The following is a 19,930-nucleotide window of genomic DNA, read 5'->3' as shown; positions in this document are numbered from 1 at the left end:
GACACGGTGACCACCCCGGCGAACGGCGCGGCGATGTGTCCGGGATTGCCGCGGTCGGCCTTCTCGGCGGCCGGGACCGCGCTCGCGATGCTGCGGTCGCGCACCAGCACCGGGCGCAACTGCCCGTTGATGATGCACATCACCGTCCGCATGCCGCGCTCGTCGGGTTCGGAGATGGCCTCCAGCCCGATCAGCAGCTCGACGCCGCGCTCCAGCTTCACCTTGTGCTCTTCGCCTTGCCGCAGGCCGTAGAAGAACTGATTGGCCGACAATTGCGATGTGTCGCCGTAGTTCTCCCGGTGCTCCTCGAATTCCTTTGTCGGGCCGGGAAATAACAGGCGGTTCAGGGCGGCCTGCCGCTCGGGTCCGGCCGAGGACAGCGCGGCCTCGTCGCCCGCCGTCAGCTGCTGGGTGGGCTTGGCGGGCGCGCGGCCGGCCAGCGCCGCCGTCCGCAGCGGTTCGGGCCAGCCGCCGGCCGGGTCACCCAGTTCGCCGCGCAGGAACCCGATCACCGATTCCGGGATGTCGAATCGTGCTGGTTCGGAAGCGAATTCGTCTGCGGTTATCCCGGCGCCGACCAGCGCCAGTGCCAGGTCACCGACCACCTTCGAGGACGGGGTCACCTTGATCAGCCTGCCCAGTATCCGATCGGCACCGGCGTATGCATCCTCGATCTCCTCGAACCGGTCTCCCAACCCCAGCGCGATGGCCTGCTGACGCAGGTTCGACAACTGGCCGCCCGGGATCTCGTGCCGATAGACCCGGCCGGTCGGCCCGGGCAGGCCGGATTCGAAGGGCGCGTACACTTTTCGCAACGCCTCCCAGTAGGGCTCCAGCGCGCACACCGCGGACAGCGACAGGCCGGTGTCGTAGTCGGTGTGCGCGGCGGCGGCGACGATCGAGCTCAGCGCGGGCTGGCTGGTGGTTCCGGCCATCGGGGCGGCCGCGCCGTCGACGGCATTGGCGCCGGCTTGCCAGGCGGCCACGTAGCTCGCCAGCTGACCGCCCGGAGTGTCGTGAGTGTGCACGTGCACCGGCAGCTCGAAGCGACTGCGCAGCGCACCCACCAACGCCTTTGCCGCCAGCGGCCGCAGCAGCCCGGCCATGTCCTTGATGGCTAGCACGTGCGCGCCGGCGTCCACGATCTGCTCGGCCAGCTTCAGGTAGTAGTCCAGGGTGTAGAGGTTCTCGCCTGGATCGGCCAGATCACCCGTGTAGCACATCGCGACTTCCGCTATCGCAGAACCGGTTTCGCGCACAGCGTCGATGGCCGGGCGCATCGCCTCGACGTTGTTGAGCGCGTCGAAGATACGGAAAATGTCGATGCCGGTGGCCGTCGCCTCTGCTACGAACGCCGACGTGACGAGTTCCGGATACGGCGTGTAACCGACCGTGTTGCGGCCCCGCAACAGCATCTGCAGGCAGATATTGGGCATCGCCTCACGCAGCGCTGCCAGCCGCTCCCAGGGATCCTCTTTGAGGAAGCGCAGCGCCACGTCGTACGTCGCACCGCCCCAGCACTCCATGGACAGCAGCTGCGGCACCGTGCGCGCGATATACGGCGCCACCATCACCAGGCCGCTGGTGCGTATCCGGGTCGCCAGCAGCGATTGGTGGGCGTCCCGGAACGTCGTGTCGGTGACGCCCACCGCCGGCGACTCCCGCATCCAACGCGCGAAACCCTCCGGCCCCAGCTCGACCAGACGTTGCTTGGACCCGGCGGGCGGGGGCACCTCCAGATCGATGTCGGGCAGCTTGTCGTGCGGGTACACCGTGGCCGGCCGCGCGCCGTGCGGATGGTTGACGGTGACATCGGCCAGATAGTTGAGGATCTTGGTGCCGCGGTCGGCCGACGCGCGCGCGGTGGTCAATTGCGGTCGTTCGTCGATGAACGACGTGGTGATGCGGCCGGCCTGGAAGTCGGGGTCGTCCAGAACCGCTTGCAGGAACGGGATATTCGTCGAGACCCCGCGGATCCGGAACTCCGCTATCGCCCGGCGCGCCCGCGCCACCGCGGTAGCGAGGTCGCGGCCCCGACAGGTCAGCTTGACCAGCATGGAGTCGAAGTGTGCACTGATCTCGGCGCCCAGGTTGGTGCTGCCGTCCAGGCGGATTCCGGCACCGCCGGGGGTACGTAGCGCGCTGATCCGGCCGGTGTCGGGCCGAAAGCCGTTGGCCGGGTCCTCGGTGGTGATCCGGCACTGCAGTGCCGCGCCGTGCGGCCGGATGTCCTCCTGCCGCAGACCCAGGCCGTCGAGTGTCTCCCCGGAGGCGATGCGCAACTGGCTGGAGACCAGGTCGACGTCGGTGATCTCCTCGGTCACGGTGTGCTCGACCTGAATGCGCGGATTCATCTCGATGAAGACGTACTCGCCGTCTTCGGCCAGCAGAAACTCCACCGTACCGGCGCAGCTGTAGCCGATGTGCCGGGCGAAAGCGACGGCGTCGGAACACATCTTGTCGCGCAACTCGGGGCGCAGGTTCGGTGCGGGCGCCAGCTCGATGACCTTCTGGTGGCGGCGCTGCACGCTGCAGTCGCGCTCGTAGAGGTGAATCACGTTGCCGTAGTTGTCCGCCAGAATCTGCACCTCGATGTGGCGCGGCTTGAGCACCGCCTGCTCGAGGTAGACCGTCGGGTCCCCGAACGCGGATTCGGCTTCTCGGCTGGCTGCCTCGATCGCCTCGGCCAGCGCGGCGGGGTCGGTGACCCGGCGCATGCCCCGCCCACCACCACCGGCAACCGCCTTGACGAACAACGGAAACCGCATTGCCGTCGCGGCCGACACCAGCTCGTCGACCGAGGCCGACGGTGCCGACGACCTCAGTACCGGCAGGCCGGCTTCGCGCGCCGCGGCGATGGCCCGGGACTTGTTTCCGGTCAGGCGCAGCACGTCGGCGCCGGGGCCGACGAAGGTGATGCCCGCGGCCGCGCACGCCGCGGCCAAATTCGGGTTCTCCGACAGGAAGCCGTAGCCGGGGTAGACCGCGTCGGCGCCTGCGCGCAACGCGGTGTCGACGATTTCGTCGACCGACAGGTAGGCGCGCACCGGGTGACCGGTCTCGCCGATCTGGTAGGACTCGTCGGCCTTGAGCCGGTGCTGCGAATTGCGGTCCTCGTACGGATAGACGGCCACCGTGGCGATACCCAGCTCGTAGGCCGCCCGAAAGGCGCGGATCGCGATCTCGCCGCGATTGGCCACCAGCACTTTCGAGATCATCTGCGGCCCCTTGCCCTCGCCGTCGCGTTTGCTTTCGGCACGTTTACAGAAGTGTCGACCAATAGTTCCAGAATCGCACCATGATCAGCAGGAACACCGCAGTGAACCACAACGTCGCGAACGACCATCGCCATTGGTAGAACACCCGTCCCACCGCGCTGACCCGGCTGGTACCGCTTTCGAGCAACGGACGAAACACGATGGACGCGACCACCACCAGCAACGAGATGGTGACCACCCAGACCACCATGCAGTACGGGCACAGCGCTCCGATGCGGTACAGACTCTGGAAGATCAGCCAGTGCACGAAGCCCACACCGGCCAGGGTCCCGATCAGCAGGCCAACCCAATACCATTGGGGCAGAGCGACTTTCGATACCGCTAGCACCCCGGTTACCAGCACCACGGTGAACGCGACGATGCCCAGCAGCGGGTTGGGAAACCCCAGTACCGACGCCTGCGGCCGGACCATCACCGAACCGCACGACAGGATCGGGTTCAAGTTGCACGACGGCCGATACGACGGGTTGATCAGGATGTCGATCTTTTCCACCGTCAGCGTCAGCGAGGCCGCCAAGCCGACCACCCCCGCGATCAGCACAGCCCAGGCGCTGCTCGCGGGCACCCGCGCCGAGCGGGCCGCAACTGGCGCCTCGGCCGTTGCTTCGCCGGGTTCGGCCGCCGCCGAAGCGGTCACGACGCCGCGGGAGCGGCGGCCGTGTCAATGCCCGGCACGTCTCCCACGATCGCCTTGATCTTGGCGACGAGATCCTGCGGATTCGACGGGTAATACCGCTCGCCGTTGATCAGGATCGTCGGGGTTTCTCTCACCTTGGCGGCCGCGGCGGCCCCGGCGACCTTGCCGAGGTACTTGCCGCTGTTGATGCAGTCCGGGACCTTGGCGCCGGGCCCGACATTGACACCGGACTCGCGCGCGTTTTCGATCAGCCACGCGTTGTCCGGAAAGCTGCGGCTGCCCTCGGCGGGTTGGACGCCCTTTTTGTACAGGTGGGTGTGGAAACGGCGGAACGCGTCGTTGGACTCGTCGTTCACGCACAGGGCCGCTGCGGCCGCACGTGACGAATAGTCGTTGTGGGTCACTGGGTCATCGAGAATGGCCAACATTGCGTAGTCGCCGGCAATGGCGCCGATGTCGATCAGCCTGGCCACCGTCGGCCCGAAGGACCGCTCGAAATCACCGCAGACCGGGCAGAGAAAATCCTCGTACATCAACATCACGGCTTTGGGGTCGGTCGTCCCGGGCTTGGTGACCAGCTTGTCCGTCTGCACCCGCACCGTGTCCACCTGGCCGGCGCCGGCGGCCGGCGTGGGCGGCTTCTTGTCTTTGTTCGACGTCACGATGTAGAAGACGACGGAGACCAGGAAGATCACCACGATCGCGGTGCCCCCGATCTGGATCAACCGGCCGAATTTGCCGTCCGGGTTCTTCAGGTCGAGTCGCTGCTGGGGACGCTTCTTTTTGTCGGCCACAGGTTTGCTGATCCTTCGGTGTCTGCTTGTCCCGACCGCAATAGGGCGGCGGCGCCTCTAGAGTACCGGCGCCGGCGAACAGCAAGCTCAGACCCGGGTCAGGTGCGCTCGCAGCGCCGAGATCAGCTCGGTCGTGCCCTCAGCGCTGCCGCCTCCCAGCGGGAACAAATTGGTGAAGCCGTGCGTCAGCGAGCCCATGTAACGCAGGTCGACCGGAGTGCCGGCCGCCCGCAGCGCCGTCGCGTAGCTCTCGCCCTCGTCGCGCAACGGGTCGAACCCCGCGACCGAGATCAGCGCCGGCGGCAGCCCGGACAGCGAGTCGGCCAGCAACGGCGATAACCGCGGATCTGCCGGATCCAAGTCCGTGCCCCGCAGATATTGGGCGTGGAACCAGTCCATATCCCGCTTGGTCAGGAAGAATCCGGTGGCGAACAGGCTCATCGACCGGGTGTGTGCGGTGAAGTCGGTCCTCGGGTAGAGCAGCCACTGCAGCACCGGAAGCGGCCCGCCCCGATCGCGGGCCAGCAGGCACACCACCGCCGCCAGGTTGCCTCCCGCGCTGTCTCCGCCGACCGCGACCTGCCCCGGAATCGCGCCGAGCTCGGCGGCGTGCTCGTGGGCCCACAGGAAGGCGGCGTAGGCGTCGTCCAGCCCGGCCGGTGCCGGATGCTCGGGCGCCAGCCGGTAGTCGATCGACAGCACGTGGACACCGGCGTCGCGGCAGGTCAACCGGCACAGGGCGTCATGAGTGTCCAGGTCGCCGATCGCCCAGCCACCCCCGTGGTAGAAGACCAGCAGCGGCGCGGGCGCGTCGCCGGCGGGGCGGTAGTGGCGAGCCGGGATGTCACCTGCGGGGCCCGGTATCGACAGCTCGTCGACGTCGACGTGGATCTGCGGGCCGGGAAGCTGCAGGATCGTCTCGCGCATCTGGGCGCGGGAGGCGGCCGGGTCGTCGTCCACGGCCAGGCCGTCGATGCCGGCGAGGCGCAGACCCTGCAGCATCAGCTGCAGGGTGGGATCGAGCGTGTTGCCGTCGACGATCACCGAACGACCACCCGACAGCGCCCGCTTGGCGGGATCCGGGATCCACGGAATGACCTTGGTCCCGACGGTGGCGATCTTGCCCTGTAAGCGGCTCGTCCACCGCATCGGCGCGGCTTTTGCCCCAAGGTTGAGAGCCGGCGCGCCTGGCAGACTCTTTGTCATGGCTGACCCCTTCTGCGGTCCATTGGCCACTCGGAACGGCGGTCATTCGCTACCCGCCGTCGGTAACTGCGGCGCTGCGCCCCAGACCGGGCGAACTGTTGCCGATTTCCGACGTGCCCCGCGACCAACTCTACGTGGTGACCAAACCGGCAAGATCCGGCCTCGGGGCCGCACGGCCACGCAGGTTACCGAAAAATGTCGGCAGACACCCGCCCAGGTGTTGCTTAGGTGGCATATTCAACTCGGTAATATCGTGGTTCGCCAAGTCGGCGCGAGCTGAGCGCCAAGGAAAGCTTGGTCACGACCCACGAACCCTTAATTCCACAGGCAGGTGAATGACGTTGACTGGCGAGTCGGGCGCCGCCGTCCCTTCCATAGCTCTCAATGACGAGAACACCATGCCGGTGCTCGGCCTCGGCGTCGCGGGACTTTCCGACGAGCAAGCCGAACGCGCGGTGTCAGCCGCGCTGAAAATGGGCTGCCGGCTCATCGACACCGCCACGGCCTACGGCAATGAAGCCGCCGTCGGCCGCGCGATCGCGGCCTCCGGGATTCCGCGTGCGGAGCTGTTCGTCACCACCAAGCTGGCCACTGCCGACCAGGGTTTCACCATTGCGCAGGGAGCCTGCGAAGCCAGCCTGGAACGGCTGGGCCTCGAGTACGTCGACCTTTACCTCGTCCATTGGCCGGCCCCGTCGCTTGGTCAGTATCCGGATTCTTTCGGCGGCTTGATCCAATGTCAGGCCAGGGGGCAGGCCCGCTCGATCGGCGTGTCCAACTTCACCGAAGAGCACGTGCAGATAGTCACCGAGCTCACCTTCGTCACCCCGGCGGTCAACCAGATCGAGCTGCACCCGCTGCTCAACCAAGACGAGATGCGCAAAGCCAATGCGCAGCACAACGTCGTCACGCAGTCCTACACCCCGCTGGCGCTGGGCAGGCTGATGGACAACTCGACAGTGACCTCGGTCGCCGCCGAATACGGCAAGACACCCGCACAGATCCTGCTGCGATGGAACCTGCAGCTGGGTAATGCGGTCATCTTCCGGTCGGCCGAACCCGAGCACATCGCCTCCAACCTCGACGTTTTCGATTTCGAGTTGACCGCCGATCACATGGACGCGATCAACGGCCTCAACGACGGCACCCGGCTGCGCCCGGATCCGGAGACGTACGACGGCTCGTAATCGGGTTACCCGGTCGGGCAGGTAGCCGCGGCCCGGCGCAGCACGTCGGCCGACGGCTGATCCACCGGTAACTGGTAACCGCGCAGCACCGCGATGAACTGCATGGAGTACTGACACGCGAACGCGGTGTTCGGCGGCATCCACAACGCGGGCGGCGAATCGCCCTTGTCCTGGTTGGCCTGGCCCTGGACGGCGAGCAGGTTAGCCGGGTCATTGGCGAAACGCAGCCGCTGGGGTTGCGGCCAGCCGTAGGCACCCATGTCCCAGGCGTAGGCGAGCGGGACGATGTGGTCGATCTGCACCGATTCGCCGACCTTGGCGCCGCGCTGGAACATCACCGTGATGTTGGTGTACGGGTCGTGCAGGGTGCCGGCGGCCACCGCGTCGGGGCACCGCTTGGTGGGCACGTAGGTCTTGTCGACGAGATCGCGGTTGAGGATGTCGTCGCGGGTATCGCAGCCGTTGTGCCCGAGCGGGGCGTCGTTGTTGTCGTCCCAGGCGTCGCCGTAGGCCGCCCGGCGGTAGTCATAGCGGTGCAGCCGCTGCGGCAGCACGACGATTCCGGCGAGCACATCGGTACCGGGCGCGACCGTCGGGACGTCGGCGCGTGCGGCGAACTCACTGGCGCGCCTGGCCGACGACGAGCCCAGCGTCTGGTAGGCCACCACCACCGCGAGCAGCGCGACCACCGACAGCCACAGCAACACTTTGCGGTTCATGACCTGTCTCATGACTTGTCCAGATACTCGATGCGGTCAGTATCGGTGAATCGGGCTGCCAGCATGGTCAAACCTGGGTACGAAATCGCGTGCTCGTACGTCGACGCGCAGAATTCCCGGGCGGCGAGGATGACCTCCAGGTGGTCGTGCAGCGAGAGCAGTCGCAGCGTAAGCCGTTTGCCGGACTGCTGGTAACCCAGGACGTCGCCTTCGCGGCGCTCCTTGAGGTCCAGGTCGGCCAGGGCGAACCCGTCGAGGGTGTCGGCGACCGCCGTGAGGCGCTTGCCGGCGGACGACCCCTGCGAGACCCAGCTGGCCAGCAGGCACAGGCTGGGATGCCGGCCGCGGCCGATGCGGCCGCGCAGCTGATGCAATTGGCTGATCCCGAACCGGTCGGCGTCCATCACCAACATGACCGTCGCGTTGGGCACGTCGACGCCTACCTCGATGACGGTGGTGCAGACCAGCACGTCGATGTCGCCCGCGCGGAACGCCGCCATCGCGGCGTCCTTCTCGTCGGTGTCCAAGCGGCCGTGCATCAGCCCCAGCCGCAGGTTGGCCAGCTCGCCGTCGCGCAAGCGGGCGAACAGCCCCTCGGCCGTCTCAGATGGCTTATCGCCCTCTTTGCCAGGTTCGTCAGCCTCGTCGATGCGGGGCGCCACCACATAGGCCTGCCGGCCCGCGGCGACCTCCTCGACGATGCGCTGCCACGCGCGATCGAGCCATCTGGGCTGCTTCCCGACGAAGATCGTCCGGGAGGTGATGGGCTGTCGTCCGCGCGGGAGTTCGCGCAGGGTCGAGGTTTCCAGGTCGCCGTAGACGGTGAGCGCCACCGTGCGGGGTATCGGCGTGGCCGTCATCACCAGCAGGTGCGGCGTGATGCCCGCAGGTGCCTTGGCGCGCAATCGGTCTCGCTGCTCCACGCCGAAGCGGTGCTGCTCGTCGACGACCACCATGCCCAGGTGGTGGAACTCCACCGCGTCCTGCAGCAGCGCGTGGGTACCGATGACGATGCCGACCTGGCCGCTCGCGATCTCGGCCCGGACCTGCTTCTTCTGCCCGGCGGTCATCGAACCGGTCAACAGCGCCACCCTGGTGGCGTTGTCCGAGCCGCCCAGCTGGCCACCCATCGCCAGCGGGCCCAGGACCGTGTTCACCGACAAAAGATGCTGCGCCGCAAGGACTTCAGTAGGCGCCAGCAGTGCGCACTGGTAGCCCGCGTCGACCATCTGCAGCATCGCGAGCACCGCGACGATCGTCTTGCCCGAGCCGACCTCGCCCTGCAGCAGGCGGTTCATCGGGCGGGTCAGCGCGAGCTCGTCGGACAACACGTCGAGCACCTCGCGCTGTCCCGCCGTCAGCTCGAACGGCAACTGCCGCAACAGCTCTGCGGCCAGACCGGACGGGCCCGGCGGTGCGGGCGGTCCCGAACTCGCCAGTTCTCCGTGCCGTCGTCCCACCAGCGCCCACTGCAGGCCGACGGCCTCGTCGAAGGTCAGGCGCTCGCGGGCGCGCCGACGCACTGCCTCGTCCTCGGAGATATGGATGGCGCGTAGCGCCTCGTCCTCGGACATCAGGTGACGCTCGGCGACCAGCTCCGGGGGCAGCGGATCCTCGATCGGGTCCAGCACGTCCAGCACTTGGCGCACACACCGGAAAATCTCCCAGCTCTGCAGCTTCGAGCTGGCCGGGTAGATCGGGAAGAAGCGGCGCTCGAAGTCCCCGATCGTGAACTCGCCGCGCGAGGCCTGCGAGGCGGAGGCGATTTTCGCGAGCGACACAGTGCCGTGGGTCTTCCCGTCCGGCGAGTCGAGGATCAGAAACGCCGGATGCGTCAACTGCATGGCCCCCCGGAAGTACCCGACCTCCCCGGACAGCATCACCTTCGTCTCCTTGACGAGGTCCTTCCTGATGAAGTTCGCGTTGAAGAACGTGGCGGTCATCTTGCCGCGTCCGGATCCGACGGTGATGCGGTGACACATCTTTCGCGGGTTCTTCCGCATCGGAAACGTCTCCGTGTCGGTGATCGTGTCGACGATGGTGATGTGCTGACCGGTTTCCGGCGGCTCATCTTCGGCCCCGCGGACCGCGGCCCCCACGACGTAGCTGCGCGGGTAGTGCCGCAGCAGGTCCTCGACGGTCCGGATGCCGAACACGGTCTCGAGCGAGCCGGCGGGCTTGGCGCCCAGCAGGTAGTTCAGCCCATCGCTCAGCGTCACCACGGCTACTCGACCCCGATCAGCAGCGCGTCCCCGCGATGGCCGGTGCGGTAGGCCACCAGTTCGGTCCCGGGATGGTTGTCGTGCACGTGCTTTTGCAGGATGTCGGTGACGTCGGTCGCATCTTCTTCGATGGCGGCACCGACCAGCACCGTCGCCAGCTCGCCGCCGGAAGCCAGCAGCAGGTCGAGCAGGCCGATCGCCGCCGCCCCCACATCGGCGGCCACGATCAGCACCTCGTCGCCCGCAATGCCCAGGCCGTCGCCCGGCTGACAACTGCCGGCCCAGGTCAGTGCCGTCTCGGTGGCGATGCGCACCGAGCCGTACCGGGCGGCGCCGGCGGCGCGGGCCATGGTGTAGCCGTCGTCGACCGCTTCGCGGCCCGGTTCGTGCACGGCCAGCGCGGCCAGCCCCTGCACCATCGACCCGGTCGGAATCGGAACCACGTCCACGCCCCAGCCGATCGCCGCGGTGCACCCGGCCACCAGCTCTCCGGCCGCGACGTAGCCGTTGGGCAGCACCATGACCTGCGCGGCGCCGGTGTCCACCACGGCGCGGACCAGCTGGTGGGCGCTGATGTCGGTGGCCGGGTCGGCGGCGTCCGAATCCGGTCGCAGCACGCAGGCGCCTTCGTCGGCGAACAACGCGGCGGCGCCGTTGCCGTCGACGACGGCCAGCACTGCCCGTTCCCGCGTCCAGCTGCCCGCCGGCAGCCCGGTGGCGCCGGAACTCAGCATCGAGACCACGATGCGGCTGAGCTGCCCGGCCGCCAGTCCGGCTTCGATGGCAGCGCCCGCGTCGTCGGTGTGCACATGCACCGAGTAGCCGCCACCTCCCACTGAAGGGGCCGACGGCGCGGCGGCAATGGCCACCGATTCACCCAAATCCGCCAGCCGGTCCCGCAGCGCGTCGGCGGCCGCGCCGTCGCAATCGCCCAGCAGGTACATGACCTCGAATTGCGGCGCCGGGCGCTGGGCGGCGACCTGCTGGTGCTGGTGGGCCGGTGCGCGCGGGGACGGCTCGTACACATGTCGGGCGGGCGCCGGCCCGGTGATCGTCGAGCGCAGCGCGTCCAGCAGGACCAGCAGGCCCCGTCCGCCGGCGTCCACCGCGCCGGCGTCGCCGAGCACGTCAAGTTGCTCGGGGGTCTTCTCCAGCGCAATGACCGCAGCATCGCCGGCGCTGGTGAGCGCGCGGGCCAGCCCCTCGTCGGCACACCCCTCGACGGCGCCGGCGGCGGCCCGCAATACCGACACGATGGTCCCCGGGACCTCTTCTCCCCCCATCGAGGTGATGACCAGCTCGACACCACGCCGCAGCCCGGCGCCCAGCTGGGCGGCATCGATAGCGGGCAGTTCACCGCCGCGGTCGGCGGCCGCTGCGGCCGTGACGTCGGCGATGCCACCCAGGATCTGGGACAGAATCACGCCCGAATTGCCGCGGGCGCCGTTCAGGGCACCGGTCGACAAGGCGGCCGCAACCCCGGCGACGTCGCCGACTGCCAAGCCACCGTCGGAGCCCGCCTCCGCCTCGGCGAGCGCGGAACGCATGGTGAACAGCATGTTGGCGCCGGTGTCGGCGTCGGCGACGGGGAACACGTTGAGCCGGTTGATCTCGTCGATATGGGTGATCAGGTCGCTCACGGCGGCGTGCGCCCAGTCCCGTAGGGCGGACGCGTCCAACAGACGATCCTGTTCGCCGCAAATGCCCACCGCTGACCCCACCTCCTCGTGCATTGAGCCTAGCCAGGGAGGGCGACAGCACAGGTCATGTCGCCTATTGTTTTGGCGCGCGAGGCGGGCCAAGATGGGAGCCTCGAGGTGAAATGCGCGAATCGCGGTTGACAGGCAGTGTGGGCCGGGCTCTGGTCGCAGTGTTCGGTGTCGCGCTGCTGAGCGCCGGCGTCGCGCGTGCCGACGGCCCGGTCCAGTTGAAAAGCCGACTGGGCGATTTTTGTCTGGACGCCCCGAGTGGGAACTACCTCACCCCGGCGCTGATCAACCCCTGCAATGGGTCGGATTTCCAGCGCTGGAATCTCACCCCGGTCGGGCAGTTGGAGAGCGTGGCCTTCCCCGGGCAGTGCCTGGCGACGCCGGGCGAGAGTTGGGCCGCGCACATGCAGCCATGCCTGGATTGGTTCACCCAGAAGTGGATTGTCCAGCCCGATGGCCTGGTCACGGCGCCGGGAACGTTGGGTGCCTGCCTCACCGTTCTGGGCGGTCCGGTTCCTGGGACTATGGTGTCCACCCGGTTTTGCAACGCCGCCGCACCCGAGCAACAGTGGGACAGCGTGGGGTGACCGCGCTTGCCGCCACCCGACGCCGGTTTTGGCGGTAGCCCGTAACACTCGCTATCCTGGGACGGCCCGGCTGGTCCGGGCTGTCCCGGCAGAAGTTTCTCGAGGGTGTCTCGAGGTTCGCCGGACCCCATGAGATTTGAGGAGCTCAGAATGGCCGCTGTGTGCGATATCTGCGGGAAAGGCCCCGGCTTCGGCAAGTCGGTGTCGCACTCCCACCGGCGCACCAGCCGTCGATGGGATCCCAACGTTCAGACCGTGCACGTCGTGACGCGCCCCGGTGGCAACAAGAAGCGGCTCAACGTCTGCACCTCCTGCATCAAGGCCGGCAAGGTCGTCCGCGGCTGACGGTCGCGCCTCGCCGGGCGGTGACCTAGCTCACCCCGAGCGGGTAGCGCCACTGAGCGCCGGTTCCGACTGCTGCACCGGCTTGTCCGGCTTCGCCGCTTTCGCCGGCAGCCGCGGCCACCAGAACCAGCGGCCCAGCAGCGCCACGATGGACGGCACGACGAACGCCCGCACCACCAGGGTGTCCACCAATAGCCCGACCCCGATGGTGGTGCCGACCTGGGCGATGCTGAGCACGCTGCCGGCCAGCAACGCCAGCATGGTGATGCCGAAGACGATGCCCGCGGTGGTGACCACGCCGCCGGTGCCGCCGAACGCCCGGATGATGCCTGTCTTGAGGCCGGCTGTCGCTTCCTGTCTGATCCGCAGCGCCAATAGCAGGTTGTAGTCCGCGCCGACGGCGATCAGCGCGATGAACGCGATCGGCGCAACAGCCCAGTGCAGTGGCTGATGAAGCAGGTACTGCCAGATCAGCACGCTGGTACCCAGCGCCGACGCGTAGGACGCGACGACGGTGCCGACGACCACCAGGCCGGCGACCGGGCTGCGCAGCATCGTCATCACGATCAGAAAGATCAGCACCAGCGCCGACCCCACCAGCAACGCCGTGTCGCGGGCAACGGAGCGCTGCAAATCGGCCGTCGCGGGCCCGACACCGGCCAGATCGACGCCCGTCGGAGTCAGCGTTCCCTCCTTGGTGGCCTCCTTGATCGCGCTGCGCACCTGCGCTGCCCGATTGGCGCCGTCGCTCCCCCACTCGTCGCCGTCGCCGTAGACCAACAGATAGGTGGCGCGACCGTCCGCGGAAACGAGGTTGTGCAGCACGGCGAGGTAACGCGGGTCGGACAGCGCTCGCTGCGGCATGTAGAAGCCCGCGGCGGCGCTGCCCTGGAACTGGGTGTCGATCTCGGTGAGGTACTCGGTCAACTGGCGCAGCTGCGGCCCGATCGCCTCGCTCAGCCCCAGCAGGTCGTGGGTGGCCGAACGTGCTTGCGTCAGCGCGCTGTTCATCGATGCGACGACTTGCGGCAGGCTCGCCATCGCGGTGGCGGCGGTGTTGGACCCGCTGGTCAGCTTGGCAGCGCCGTCGCCGAGGTGAGCCGAGGTTTGCAGCAGGCCGTCGACGGGTTCCAGCACGCGGTTGACCGTCGAGCAGACGGGGTTCGTGGCGCAGTCCGGGGTTCGGGACACGAAGTCCCGCAGCGGGTCCAGGTAGCCCGACACGGTGGTGACCGAGCGTTGCACGCCGTCCAGGCCGGCGCGCATATCGGTTGCGGCCGCGGACATGTCGGCCAGGCCCGCGCTGCCGCCGCGCAGTCCGGTGCCCAATTGGCCCACCGCCGCTTGGGTTTGAGCCAGCGCGCTGTCCAGTTCGGAGACGCGGCGCAGCCGTTGGGTCAACGAGTCGACGGTCTCATTGAACTGGTGGCCGAGGGTCCCGGCCTGATAGCTCAGCGTCGCCTGCTCGGGCACCTTGCCGTCGGGACGGCTCGCCGACTGCACCGCCCGCACACCGGGCACGGACATGACCTGGCGGGTGATCCGCTCGATGGCGATCAACCCGGCCGGGCTGCGCAGATCGTGGTCGGCCTGAATGGTGACCACATCAGGTAGCAGCGCGTTGGCGGCGAAGTGCCGGTCGGTGGCCGCGTAGCCACGGCTGGAGTCGGCGTCCGAAGGAGTGGCAGCGGGTTCGTTCCAGCCGACCCGCAGACCCGAAAGTGGCAGCGCCGCAAGCAGAGTCAATGCCCCCGCGGTGGTCAGGACCGGCCCGGGCCAACGTGCCACGGTGGCTCCGACGCGGCGCCAGCGCCGAGCGGTCCGCGACGGTCGCGGTTCCAGCAACCCGCGGCTTGCCGCCAAGTTCATCAGCGCGGGCGTCAGCGTCAACGCCGCCACCATGGTGACGAGAATGCCTATCGCACAGGGTATTCCGGCGCTTCGGAACATCCCGACCTCGGCGAAGCCCAGACATGCCAGCGCCACCGACACGGTCAGCGCCGATCCGATCACCACCGGCGCGACGGCGCGGTAGGCGTCCCGCAACGCCTGACTCGGCTCGACACCTTTTCGGCGCCCCTCGTGGTAGCGGCCGACGAGGAAGATCGCGTAGTCGGTGCCCGCGCCCAGCGTCATGGCCGCCATCAGCGTCACCGAGAACAGCGACACCTCGACCATGCCGGAAAGTCCAAGTGCGGCAACGACAGAACGCGCGAGGGCCAGGGCCAGGCCAACCGACATCAACGGGATGGCCGCGGCGACGGGCGACCGGTACACCAGTAGCAGCAACACCAGGATGAGCGCCACGGTCGCCGCGGTGACGCCGAACATCTGCCGATCGATGGCGGCGAATTCGTCGACGATCGTGGCACCGGGGCCGGTGACGTGGGCTTGCAGGCCCGCCGGCGGCGACAGTGCGCTCACGGTGTTGCGCACGGAGTTCACCGAATCGCGCGCCTGGGAGGTGCCGAGCATTCCGGCGAGCCGCACCATCACGCTGACCGCCCGCCCGTCGGCACTCTGCGCGCCGGCGGCCGTCGCGGGCTGTGACCACAGGTCGGTCACCGCATACACGTGCCGGTGATCGGATTCCAGCGCGGCGGTCAACGCGTCGTAGAACTTGCGGTCCTGTGCCGTCAGCGGCGCAGTGCCCTCCCGGCGTTCCAGCACCACGAAAATGAAATTGTTGCTGGGGGTTTGACCGAACAGCTGGGCGGCGCGGGAGGCGGCGACCGAGCTGGCAGCGTGGGCGGGCATGAAGGAGCGAGAATGTGAGTCGACGACCCGCTCCAGTTGCGGCACAACCAGGTTGCCGACGGCCGCCGCGAGGACCCAGAGGCCGATGGCCAAAAGTGCGTAGCGCCTGCTGTTCTGGTCACGCAACGGTCTGCCGATCGCTCGGCGATCCGGCGAACAGTTCCATAACCCGCTGCTCGCCACGGGACAGCGCGCGCAGCCGCAGCGATCGCCGGGAAGCGATGGCCAACAGTGCGTGCAGCCCCGGATTGGCGGCTGCCAGGTCGGCCCTGGCCTGTTCGGCCGTAACGCCTTCGTAGGCCGCCTGATCCAGCTTTGCGGACAGCATGGTCAGCCAGCGCTGCCGCAACGACAGCATCAGCCCCTCCTCGTCGCCGAACAGCCGAGGCACCTCGGATGCGTTGGCGGCCATATCAAGCGCCGCTTCGGGGTCCGTGTCGGCGGCTTGGATCAATTCGGCCATGAAGGCCATGCGCTCGTGCAGAAGTTTCCATGTCATGACTGGAACGTTAGGAATGTGGGCCGCCGTCGCGCGTCGTGCCGAAGTTCGGTCTTTGGCTCCTACCACGGTAGGAGGCCGAGCCGTCCTAATGCACACCTGAGGATGATGTGAAGGAATGCCCGGCTCTTTTAGGATTGGACAATGTCTCATGCCGCAGCGCGCTACCTGCGGGAACAGCTGCGCCGACGGACTGAGGTGATCCCGGTGGGGATCACCTGGTCGTTCGTGCTGATCACCGACGGCATCTTGCTGTTGGGCGGAGCGGTCGCGGTGCTACAGCGGCCGCCGGCCGACCTGCCCGCCGTCCTGGTCGCGAGCGCGATCGCCTTGTCGCCGTTGATGGCGTTCTTCCTCTTCAATACGAAGTTCAAGCCCGCGCTGCTGTGGGTCACCTGGTCGGCGGCCACCGCGGTGATGCTGTTCGCCACGTCCACGCCCATTCACGCCGATTTCGCGCCGGCGCTGCTGGTCTTGGTGGTCGGCGTGGTCGGAACGCTGACCTCCGCCGTTCCCGGCTTCCTGGCCTACCTGTCGTCGACGGCGCTGCTGCTCACCGCGTCCGCGCTGCACCGCCTGGATGTGTTGGCGCTGTATCTGTTGTTCGTGTCGGGCGGCTGGCTGATCGGTTACCTGATGCGCACCCAACGGCTGCTGCTGGCCGCACAAATCGACGCGCAGGAAGCATTGGCCGAGCACGCCGCCGCCGACGAGCGACGGCGCATCGCCCGCGAAGTGCACGATGTGATCGCCCACTCGCTGTCCGTCACGCTGCTGCACGTGACCGGCGCGCGCCGGGCGCTGCAGCAGGATCGCGATGTCGACGACGCGGTCGAGGCGCTCGAACAGGCCGAGCAGCTCGGCCGGCAGGCGATGGCCGACATTCGCCGCACCGTCGGGCTTCTCGACACCGGCCCGAAGAAAACCTCGCAGATCGCGCCCGAACCCGGGATCGACGACATCGGCGTCCTTGTCCAGGATTTCGCGCGCGCAGGCCTGGCCGTGACGCTGCACAACGACGGCCCCACCAGCCGTGTCTCGGCCGCGGTCGGTCTCGCGCTGTATCGCATCACCCAGGAGTCGCTGGCCAATATCGCCAAACACGCACCCGATTCCAGATCATCGGTGGTGCTGGAAATTTCAGCGGCATCAGCGAGGCTCACCGTCAGCAATCAGCTGCCGGCCCCCGTGCCGGCCGCCGAGTCCTCGGAGGGCTCTCCAGAGGGGCGGGGCCTGCGCGGCATGCGCCAGCGCGTCGAGTTGCTCGGCGGCGCCATCGACGCCGGGCCGTGCCGCGACGGGTGGTCGGTGAACGCCGAGATCCCCCTCGAGGACGGCAACACCGGTTGGCACCCCTGGTGGTGCACGTCGTGAGTTCGGTCACCCAGGAAACGCCGGAGATCACGGTGCTTCTCGTCGACGACCAGGATCTCGTGCGTTCCGGATTGCGCCGAATCCTGCGCCGCAAGGACGGTTTCACCATCGTCGCCGAATGCGCCGACGGTGACGAGGTGCCCGACGCCGTGGCCCGGCACCAGCCGGACATCGTGGTGATGGACCTGCGCATGAAGCGCGTCGACGGCATCGAGGCCACCCGCCGGCTGGCCGGGGTGACGCCGGTGCTGGCGCTGACGACCTTCAACGAGGACGATCTGCTGTCCGGGGCGCTGCGGGCCGGGGCGGCGGGCTTTGTGCTCAAGGATTCCTCGGCCGAGGAACTGATCCGCGCGGTGCGGGCCGTCGCACGAGGAGACAGTTACTTGGACACCGCGGTGACCTCACGCGTGCTGACCACCTACCGCAAGGCCGCCCACGGCCCCCTGGAAAAGGAAAACGGCATCACCGAGCTGACCGCGCGCGAGCTCGACGTGCTCACGCTGATCGGAAAAGGCTTCTCCAACAACGAGATAGCGGATGAATTATGCATCTCGGGTGTCACGGTCAAAAGCCACATCGGCCGGATCTTCGGCAAACTCGACCTGCGTGACCGCGCCGCGGCGATCGTCTATGCCTACGACAACGGCATCGTCGCGCCGCGCTAGCGACCCTTTGTTGTCAACTCTTTGAGGGTTGTCTTGAGTTTTCAGGCTGCGTTTGGCAGGAGTCGGGCCCGTTCGATGGTTTGTGTGATGTGAATATCGATGGTATGCAACGCGTTTCGTAATGGTTGCGGGGCGGGCGGTTGGTTGGCGGCCAGCAGAGGACGCAGGAGGCGGTCGTGGAGTTTGGTGTAGAAGATCGCGAACCGCAGTCCGTCGCCGGTGAGGTGGTAGAGGTTGCGTCCCGGGATGCGGGTGATCAGGCCGTTGACGCGCAAGCGGGTCAGGTCGTAGCTGGCCTGGTTCATGGTGTAGGCGGTGCCGTCGAGCAGTGCGGGCATCAAGGCGCGCAGGCTCTTGTTGGTGATGCCGGTGACGGCGAGCATCGTCGTGCATAAGGCGCCGGCCAGGGCCTGGACCCGAGGATCGCCGAACCGTAGGGCCGGGGTCCTCCTGCCATCCTGGGTGAGGGTGGGCCGTGCGATCCGCTCAAAGGCTGGACTCGCAAGGACGCAGCCCTGGCCGACACGTTCAGTATCGAGCAGGCGCCGGTTGATGTCACGGGCGCGGGCGGCCAGCTCGTCGAGATGGACCAGGCGGCGCTGGCAACGCAGGTCGTGGGGTGAGTTGATGACGGTCTCGATGCGCAGCGCGCGCCCGTCTTTCAAATACTGCTTGATGCGGGAGGTCTTGTAGAAGGCGTTGACGGTGACCTCGGTGCCGCGAGTGACGACCTTGGTCTTGGGCACGCAGTCAAGTTTGGGGGGCCGGCCCGGGCGTCGGGGGCCGTGGAAGATGAGTTCCACGCTGTCGGGGCGGCCGATGTCGAGATTGTCGACCACCAGGGCTTCAAAAAACGCGCGGGCGTGGCGTGGGGCGTCGAACACCAGGGTGCGCGAGACTTCGATCTGGCGCATCGACAGTTCCCACCAGTAGCCCGCGGCCCGGTCGGCATCGGTCAGCGGCAGCGGCAGCCGGCTGAGCCAGCGGTGGAAGAACACCGTGATCGCCCCCGGGCCCAGCCGGTCACAGATGGTTTGCAGCGCTGCAGGATCCGCGCACGCAGCAAACCCATTGGACAGCTCGCTGAACCCGATGCCGGCCTGGGTGGCCTGGCGTTTGGCCCACTCGTGGCCGTTGAGCCACACCTTGATCGGGTACGGGAAGTACGCGCAGATCTTGATGAACGCCGGCCCGAAGTCTTCGTCCCAGACATAAAAATAGAAACACGTCACCCGCCGGTCGGCCTTGTAAAACGAAAACCACGGAACCCCGTTGTTGCCCAGGTGTTTGGCCGAGGCGAACACATTCTGAAACTCCTGGGCAAGCCCGATCGCGACCACTCCGGAGCGGCCGGTGCGCGCCTGGGCAGACAGATACGGTCGCATCGCATCGATCTTGCGGTCGCCCTTGGAAAACCGCACCACCGGGATCTCGCTATCGACGGCGAAACGGTCCACCGCCCGCCGAAACGCGGTACCGATCTTGTCCATGATCGCCGGCGACGGGATCGGATAACCCAGATGCGCGGTCATAAACGACACCACCTGCCCGCCGACCTGCAGATTCGGCAGATAGCCGTTCAGATACACCCGGTCCATGCACTCGATATCCAGACCCACATGCCCATCGAGGAGATCGTTTACCGTCAGCGTCGCAGCCATGATGACAAGCTTGGCCGCAACAAAACCACTCGACCAGCCCACGGCCCGGGCCGGCGTCGGACCGCCCCAGCCAACCCGCGCAGAACCGCAAGCACACCGACCAACCCAGCCACCCACCTCGGCGGTCCGAGGCTGGCCTCATTAGATACTTCGACCTGAAAAAGTCGGCGCGTTGATCCCCGGTCGGATGGTGCTGAACTGGGAAGATGGCCTCAATGCCCTTGTTGCGGAAGGGATTGAGGCCATCGTGTTTCGTACTTTAGGCGATCAGTGCTCGTTGTGGGAGT

At 67.6% G+C, this 19,930-nt stretch carries 15 protein-coding genes and 1 pseudogene; 6 read left to right on the top strand and 10 right to left on the bottom strand.

The annotated features are described in order from the left end of the window. The 4 genes from VML93_RS12990 to VML93_RS12975 form a co-directional block, all read right to left on the bottom strand. A partial coding sequence (locus tag VML93_RS12990; protein ID WP_325611128.1) for a pyruvate carboxylase occupies positions 1-3,218 on the bottom strand: 3,218 nt, incomplete at its 3' end. 43 nt (positions 3,219-3,261) lie between these two features. Then, positions 3,262-3,915: a vitamin K epoxide reductase family protein gene (locus VML93_RS12985; RefSeq protein WP_414686347.1), complete on the bottom strand. Its 654-nt coding sequence runs from the start codon at positions 3,913-3,915 to the stop codon at positions 3,262-3,264. Beyond that, complete coding sequence (locus tag VML93_RS12980) at positions 3,912-4,709, bottom strand: DsbA family protein (RefSeq protein ID WP_325611127.1); 798 nt, start codon at positions 4,707-4,709, stop codon at positions 3,912-3,914. The genes VML93_RS12985 and VML93_RS12980 overlap by 4 nt, the downstream gene beginning before the upstream one ends. An 87-nt stretch (positions 4,710-4,796) precedes the next feature. After that, the gene (locus VML93_RS12975; RefSeq protein ID WP_325611125.1) at positions 4,797-5,915 is read right to left on the bottom strand and encodes an alpha/beta hydrolase; all 1,119 of its coding nucleotides are present in this window, start codon (positions 5,913-5,915) and stop codon (positions 4,797-4,799) included. Between the two features lie 178 nt (positions 5,916-6,093). On the opposite strand from VML93_RS12975, the pseudogene VML93_RS12970 reads away from it, so the two are divergent. Together VML93_RS12970 and VML93_RS12965 are read left to right on the top strand one after the other, a co-directional pair. After that, positions 6,094-6,250: pseudogene (locus tag VML93_RS12970) on the top strand (oxidoreductase); the annotation flags it as partial. A gap of 6 nt (positions 6,251-6,256) precedes the next feature. After that, positions 6,257-7,102, top strand: a complete 846-nt coding sequence (locus tag VML93_RS12965; RefSeq protein ID WP_325611124.1) for an aldo/keto reductase — start codon at positions 6,257-6,259, stop codon at positions 7,100-7,102. Between the two features lie 5 nt (positions 7,103-7,107). Here VML93_RS12965 and VML93_RS12960 read toward each other — a convergent pair whose 3' ends face one another. The 3 genes from VML93_RS12960 to VML93_RS12950 are packed head-to-tail and all read right to left on the bottom strand — an operon-like array spanning position 7,108 to position 11,776. Beyond that, the gene (locus VML93_RS12960; protein WP_325611123.1) at positions 7,108-7,821 is read right to left on the bottom strand and encodes an HNH endonuclease family protein; all 714 of its coding nucleotides are present in this window, start codon (positions 7,819-7,821) and stop codon (positions 7,108-7,110) included. A gap of 8 nt (positions 7,822-7,829) precedes the next feature. Then, positions 7,830-10,043 carry an ATP-dependent DNA helicase RecG gene (recG, locus tag VML93_RS12955; protein WP_325611121.1) on the bottom strand — a complete coding sequence of 738 codons (2,214 nt, stop codon included), beginning with the start codon at positions 10,041-10,043 and terminating at the stop codon, positions 7,830-7,832. A gap of 2 nt (positions 10,044-10,045) precedes the next feature. After that, positions 10,046-11,776: a DAK2 domain-containing protein gene (locus VML93_RS12950; RefSeq protein ID WP_325611119.1), complete on the bottom strand. Its 1,731-nt coding sequence runs from the start codon at positions 11,774-11,776 to the stop codon at positions 10,046-10,048. 89 nt (positions 11,777-11,865) lie between these two features. Here VML93_RS12950 and VML93_RS12945 point away from each other — a divergent pair, with 89 nt between their 5' ends. Both VML93_RS12945 and rpmB read left to right on the top strand, forming a co-directional pair. Continuing rightward, positions 11,866-12,339, top strand: coding sequence for an RICIN domain-containing protein (locus tag VML93_RS12945; RefSeq protein ID WP_325611118.1), 474 nt, complete (start codon positions 11,866-11,868; stop codon positions 12,337-12,339). Positions 12,340-12,489: 150 nt separating this feature from the next. Beyond that, on the top strand, positions 12,490-12,684 hold the full coding sequence (gene rpmB / locus VML93_RS12940; protein WP_066930307.1) for a 50S ribosomal protein L28: 195 nt from the start codon (positions 12,490-12,492) through the stop codon (positions 12,682-12,684). Positions 12,685-12,714: 30 nt separating this feature from the next. Here the strand turns inward: rpmB and VML93_RS12935 are convergent, their stop codons facing one another. After that, the gene (locus VML93_RS12935; RefSeq protein ID WP_325611115.1) at positions 12,715-15,567 is read right to left on the bottom strand and encodes an RND family transporter; all 2,853 of its coding nucleotides are present in this window, start codon (positions 15,565-15,567) and stop codon (positions 12,715-12,717) included. Next, complete coding sequence (locus tag VML93_RS12930; RefSeq protein WP_325611113.1) at positions 15,560-15,940, bottom strand: hypothetical protein; 381 nt, start codon at positions 15,938-15,940, stop codon at positions 15,560-15,562. The genes VML93_RS12935 and VML93_RS12930 overlap by 8 nt, the downstream gene beginning before the upstream one ends. Positions 15,941-16,084: 144 nt before the next feature. On the opposite strand from VML93_RS12930, the gene VML93_RS12925 reads away from it, so the two are divergent. Both VML93_RS12925 and VML93_RS12920 read left to right on the top strand, forming a co-directional pair. Next, on the top strand, positions 16,085-17,314 hold the full coding sequence (locus VML93_RS12925; protein WP_325611111.1) for a sensor histidine kinase: 1,230 nt from the start codon (positions 16,085-16,087) through the stop codon (positions 17,312-17,314). After that, positions 17,311-17,982 carry a response regulator transcription factor gene (locus VML93_RS12920; protein ID WP_325611109.1) on the top strand — a complete coding sequence of 224 codons (672 nt, stop codon included), beginning with the start codon at positions 17,311-17,313 and terminating at the stop codon, positions 17,980-17,982. The genes VML93_RS12925 and VML93_RS12920 overlap by 4 nt, the downstream gene beginning before the upstream one ends. Before the next feature lie 41 nt (positions 17,983-18,023). Here the strand turns inward: VML93_RS12920 and VML93_RS12915 are convergent, their stop codons facing one another. Further along, positions 18,024-19,643, bottom strand: coding sequence for a hypothetical protein (locus VML93_RS12915; protein WP_325611107.1), 1,620 nt, complete (start codon positions 19,641-19,643; stop codon positions 18,024-18,026). Positions 19,644-19,930 lie beyond the last annotated feature (287 nt).

The organism is Mycobacterium sp. (genome assembly GCF_035499775.1).
Lineage (GTDB): Bacteria > Actinomycetota > Actinomycetes > Mycobacteriales > Mycobacteriaceae > Mycobacterium.
This window is presented reverse-complemented; position numbering and strand designations above follow the sequence as displayed.

Bases quoted from the DNA above. Each gene is read 5' to 3' on its own strand.
- VML93_RS12975 (WP_325611125.1), bottom strand. From the start codon at position 5,915: ATGACAAAGAGTCTGCCAGGCGCGCCGGCTCTCAACCTTGGGGCAAAA.
- VML93_RS12960 (WP_325611123.1), bottom strand. From the start codon at position 7,821: ATGAACCGCAAAGTGTTGCTGTGGCTGTCGGTGGTCGCGCTGCTCGCG.
- VML93_RS12950 (WP_325611119.1), bottom strand. From the start codon at position 11,776: ATGCACGAGGAGGTGGGGTCAGCGGTGGGCATTTGCGGCGAACAGGAT.
- VML93_RS12945 (WP_325611118.1), top strand. From the start codon at position 11,866: ATGCGCGAATCGCGGTTGACAGGCAGTGTGGGCCGGGCTCTGGTCGCA.
- rpmB (WP_066930307.1), top strand. From the start codon at position 12,490: ATGGCCGCTGTGTGCGATATCTGCGGGAAAGGCCCCGGCTTCGGCAAG.
- VML93_RS12930 (WP_325611113.1), bottom strand. From the start codon at position 15,940: ATGACATGGAAACTTCTGCACGAGCGCATGGCCTTCATGGCCGAATTG.
- VML93_RS12925 (WP_325611111.1), top strand. From the start codon at position 16,085: ATGTCTCATGCCGCAGCGCGCTACCTGCGGGAACAGCTGCGCCGACGG.
- VML93_RS12915 (WP_325611107.1), bottom strand. From the start codon at position 19,643: ATGGCTGCGACGCTGACGGTAAACGATCTCCTCGATGGGCATGTGGGT.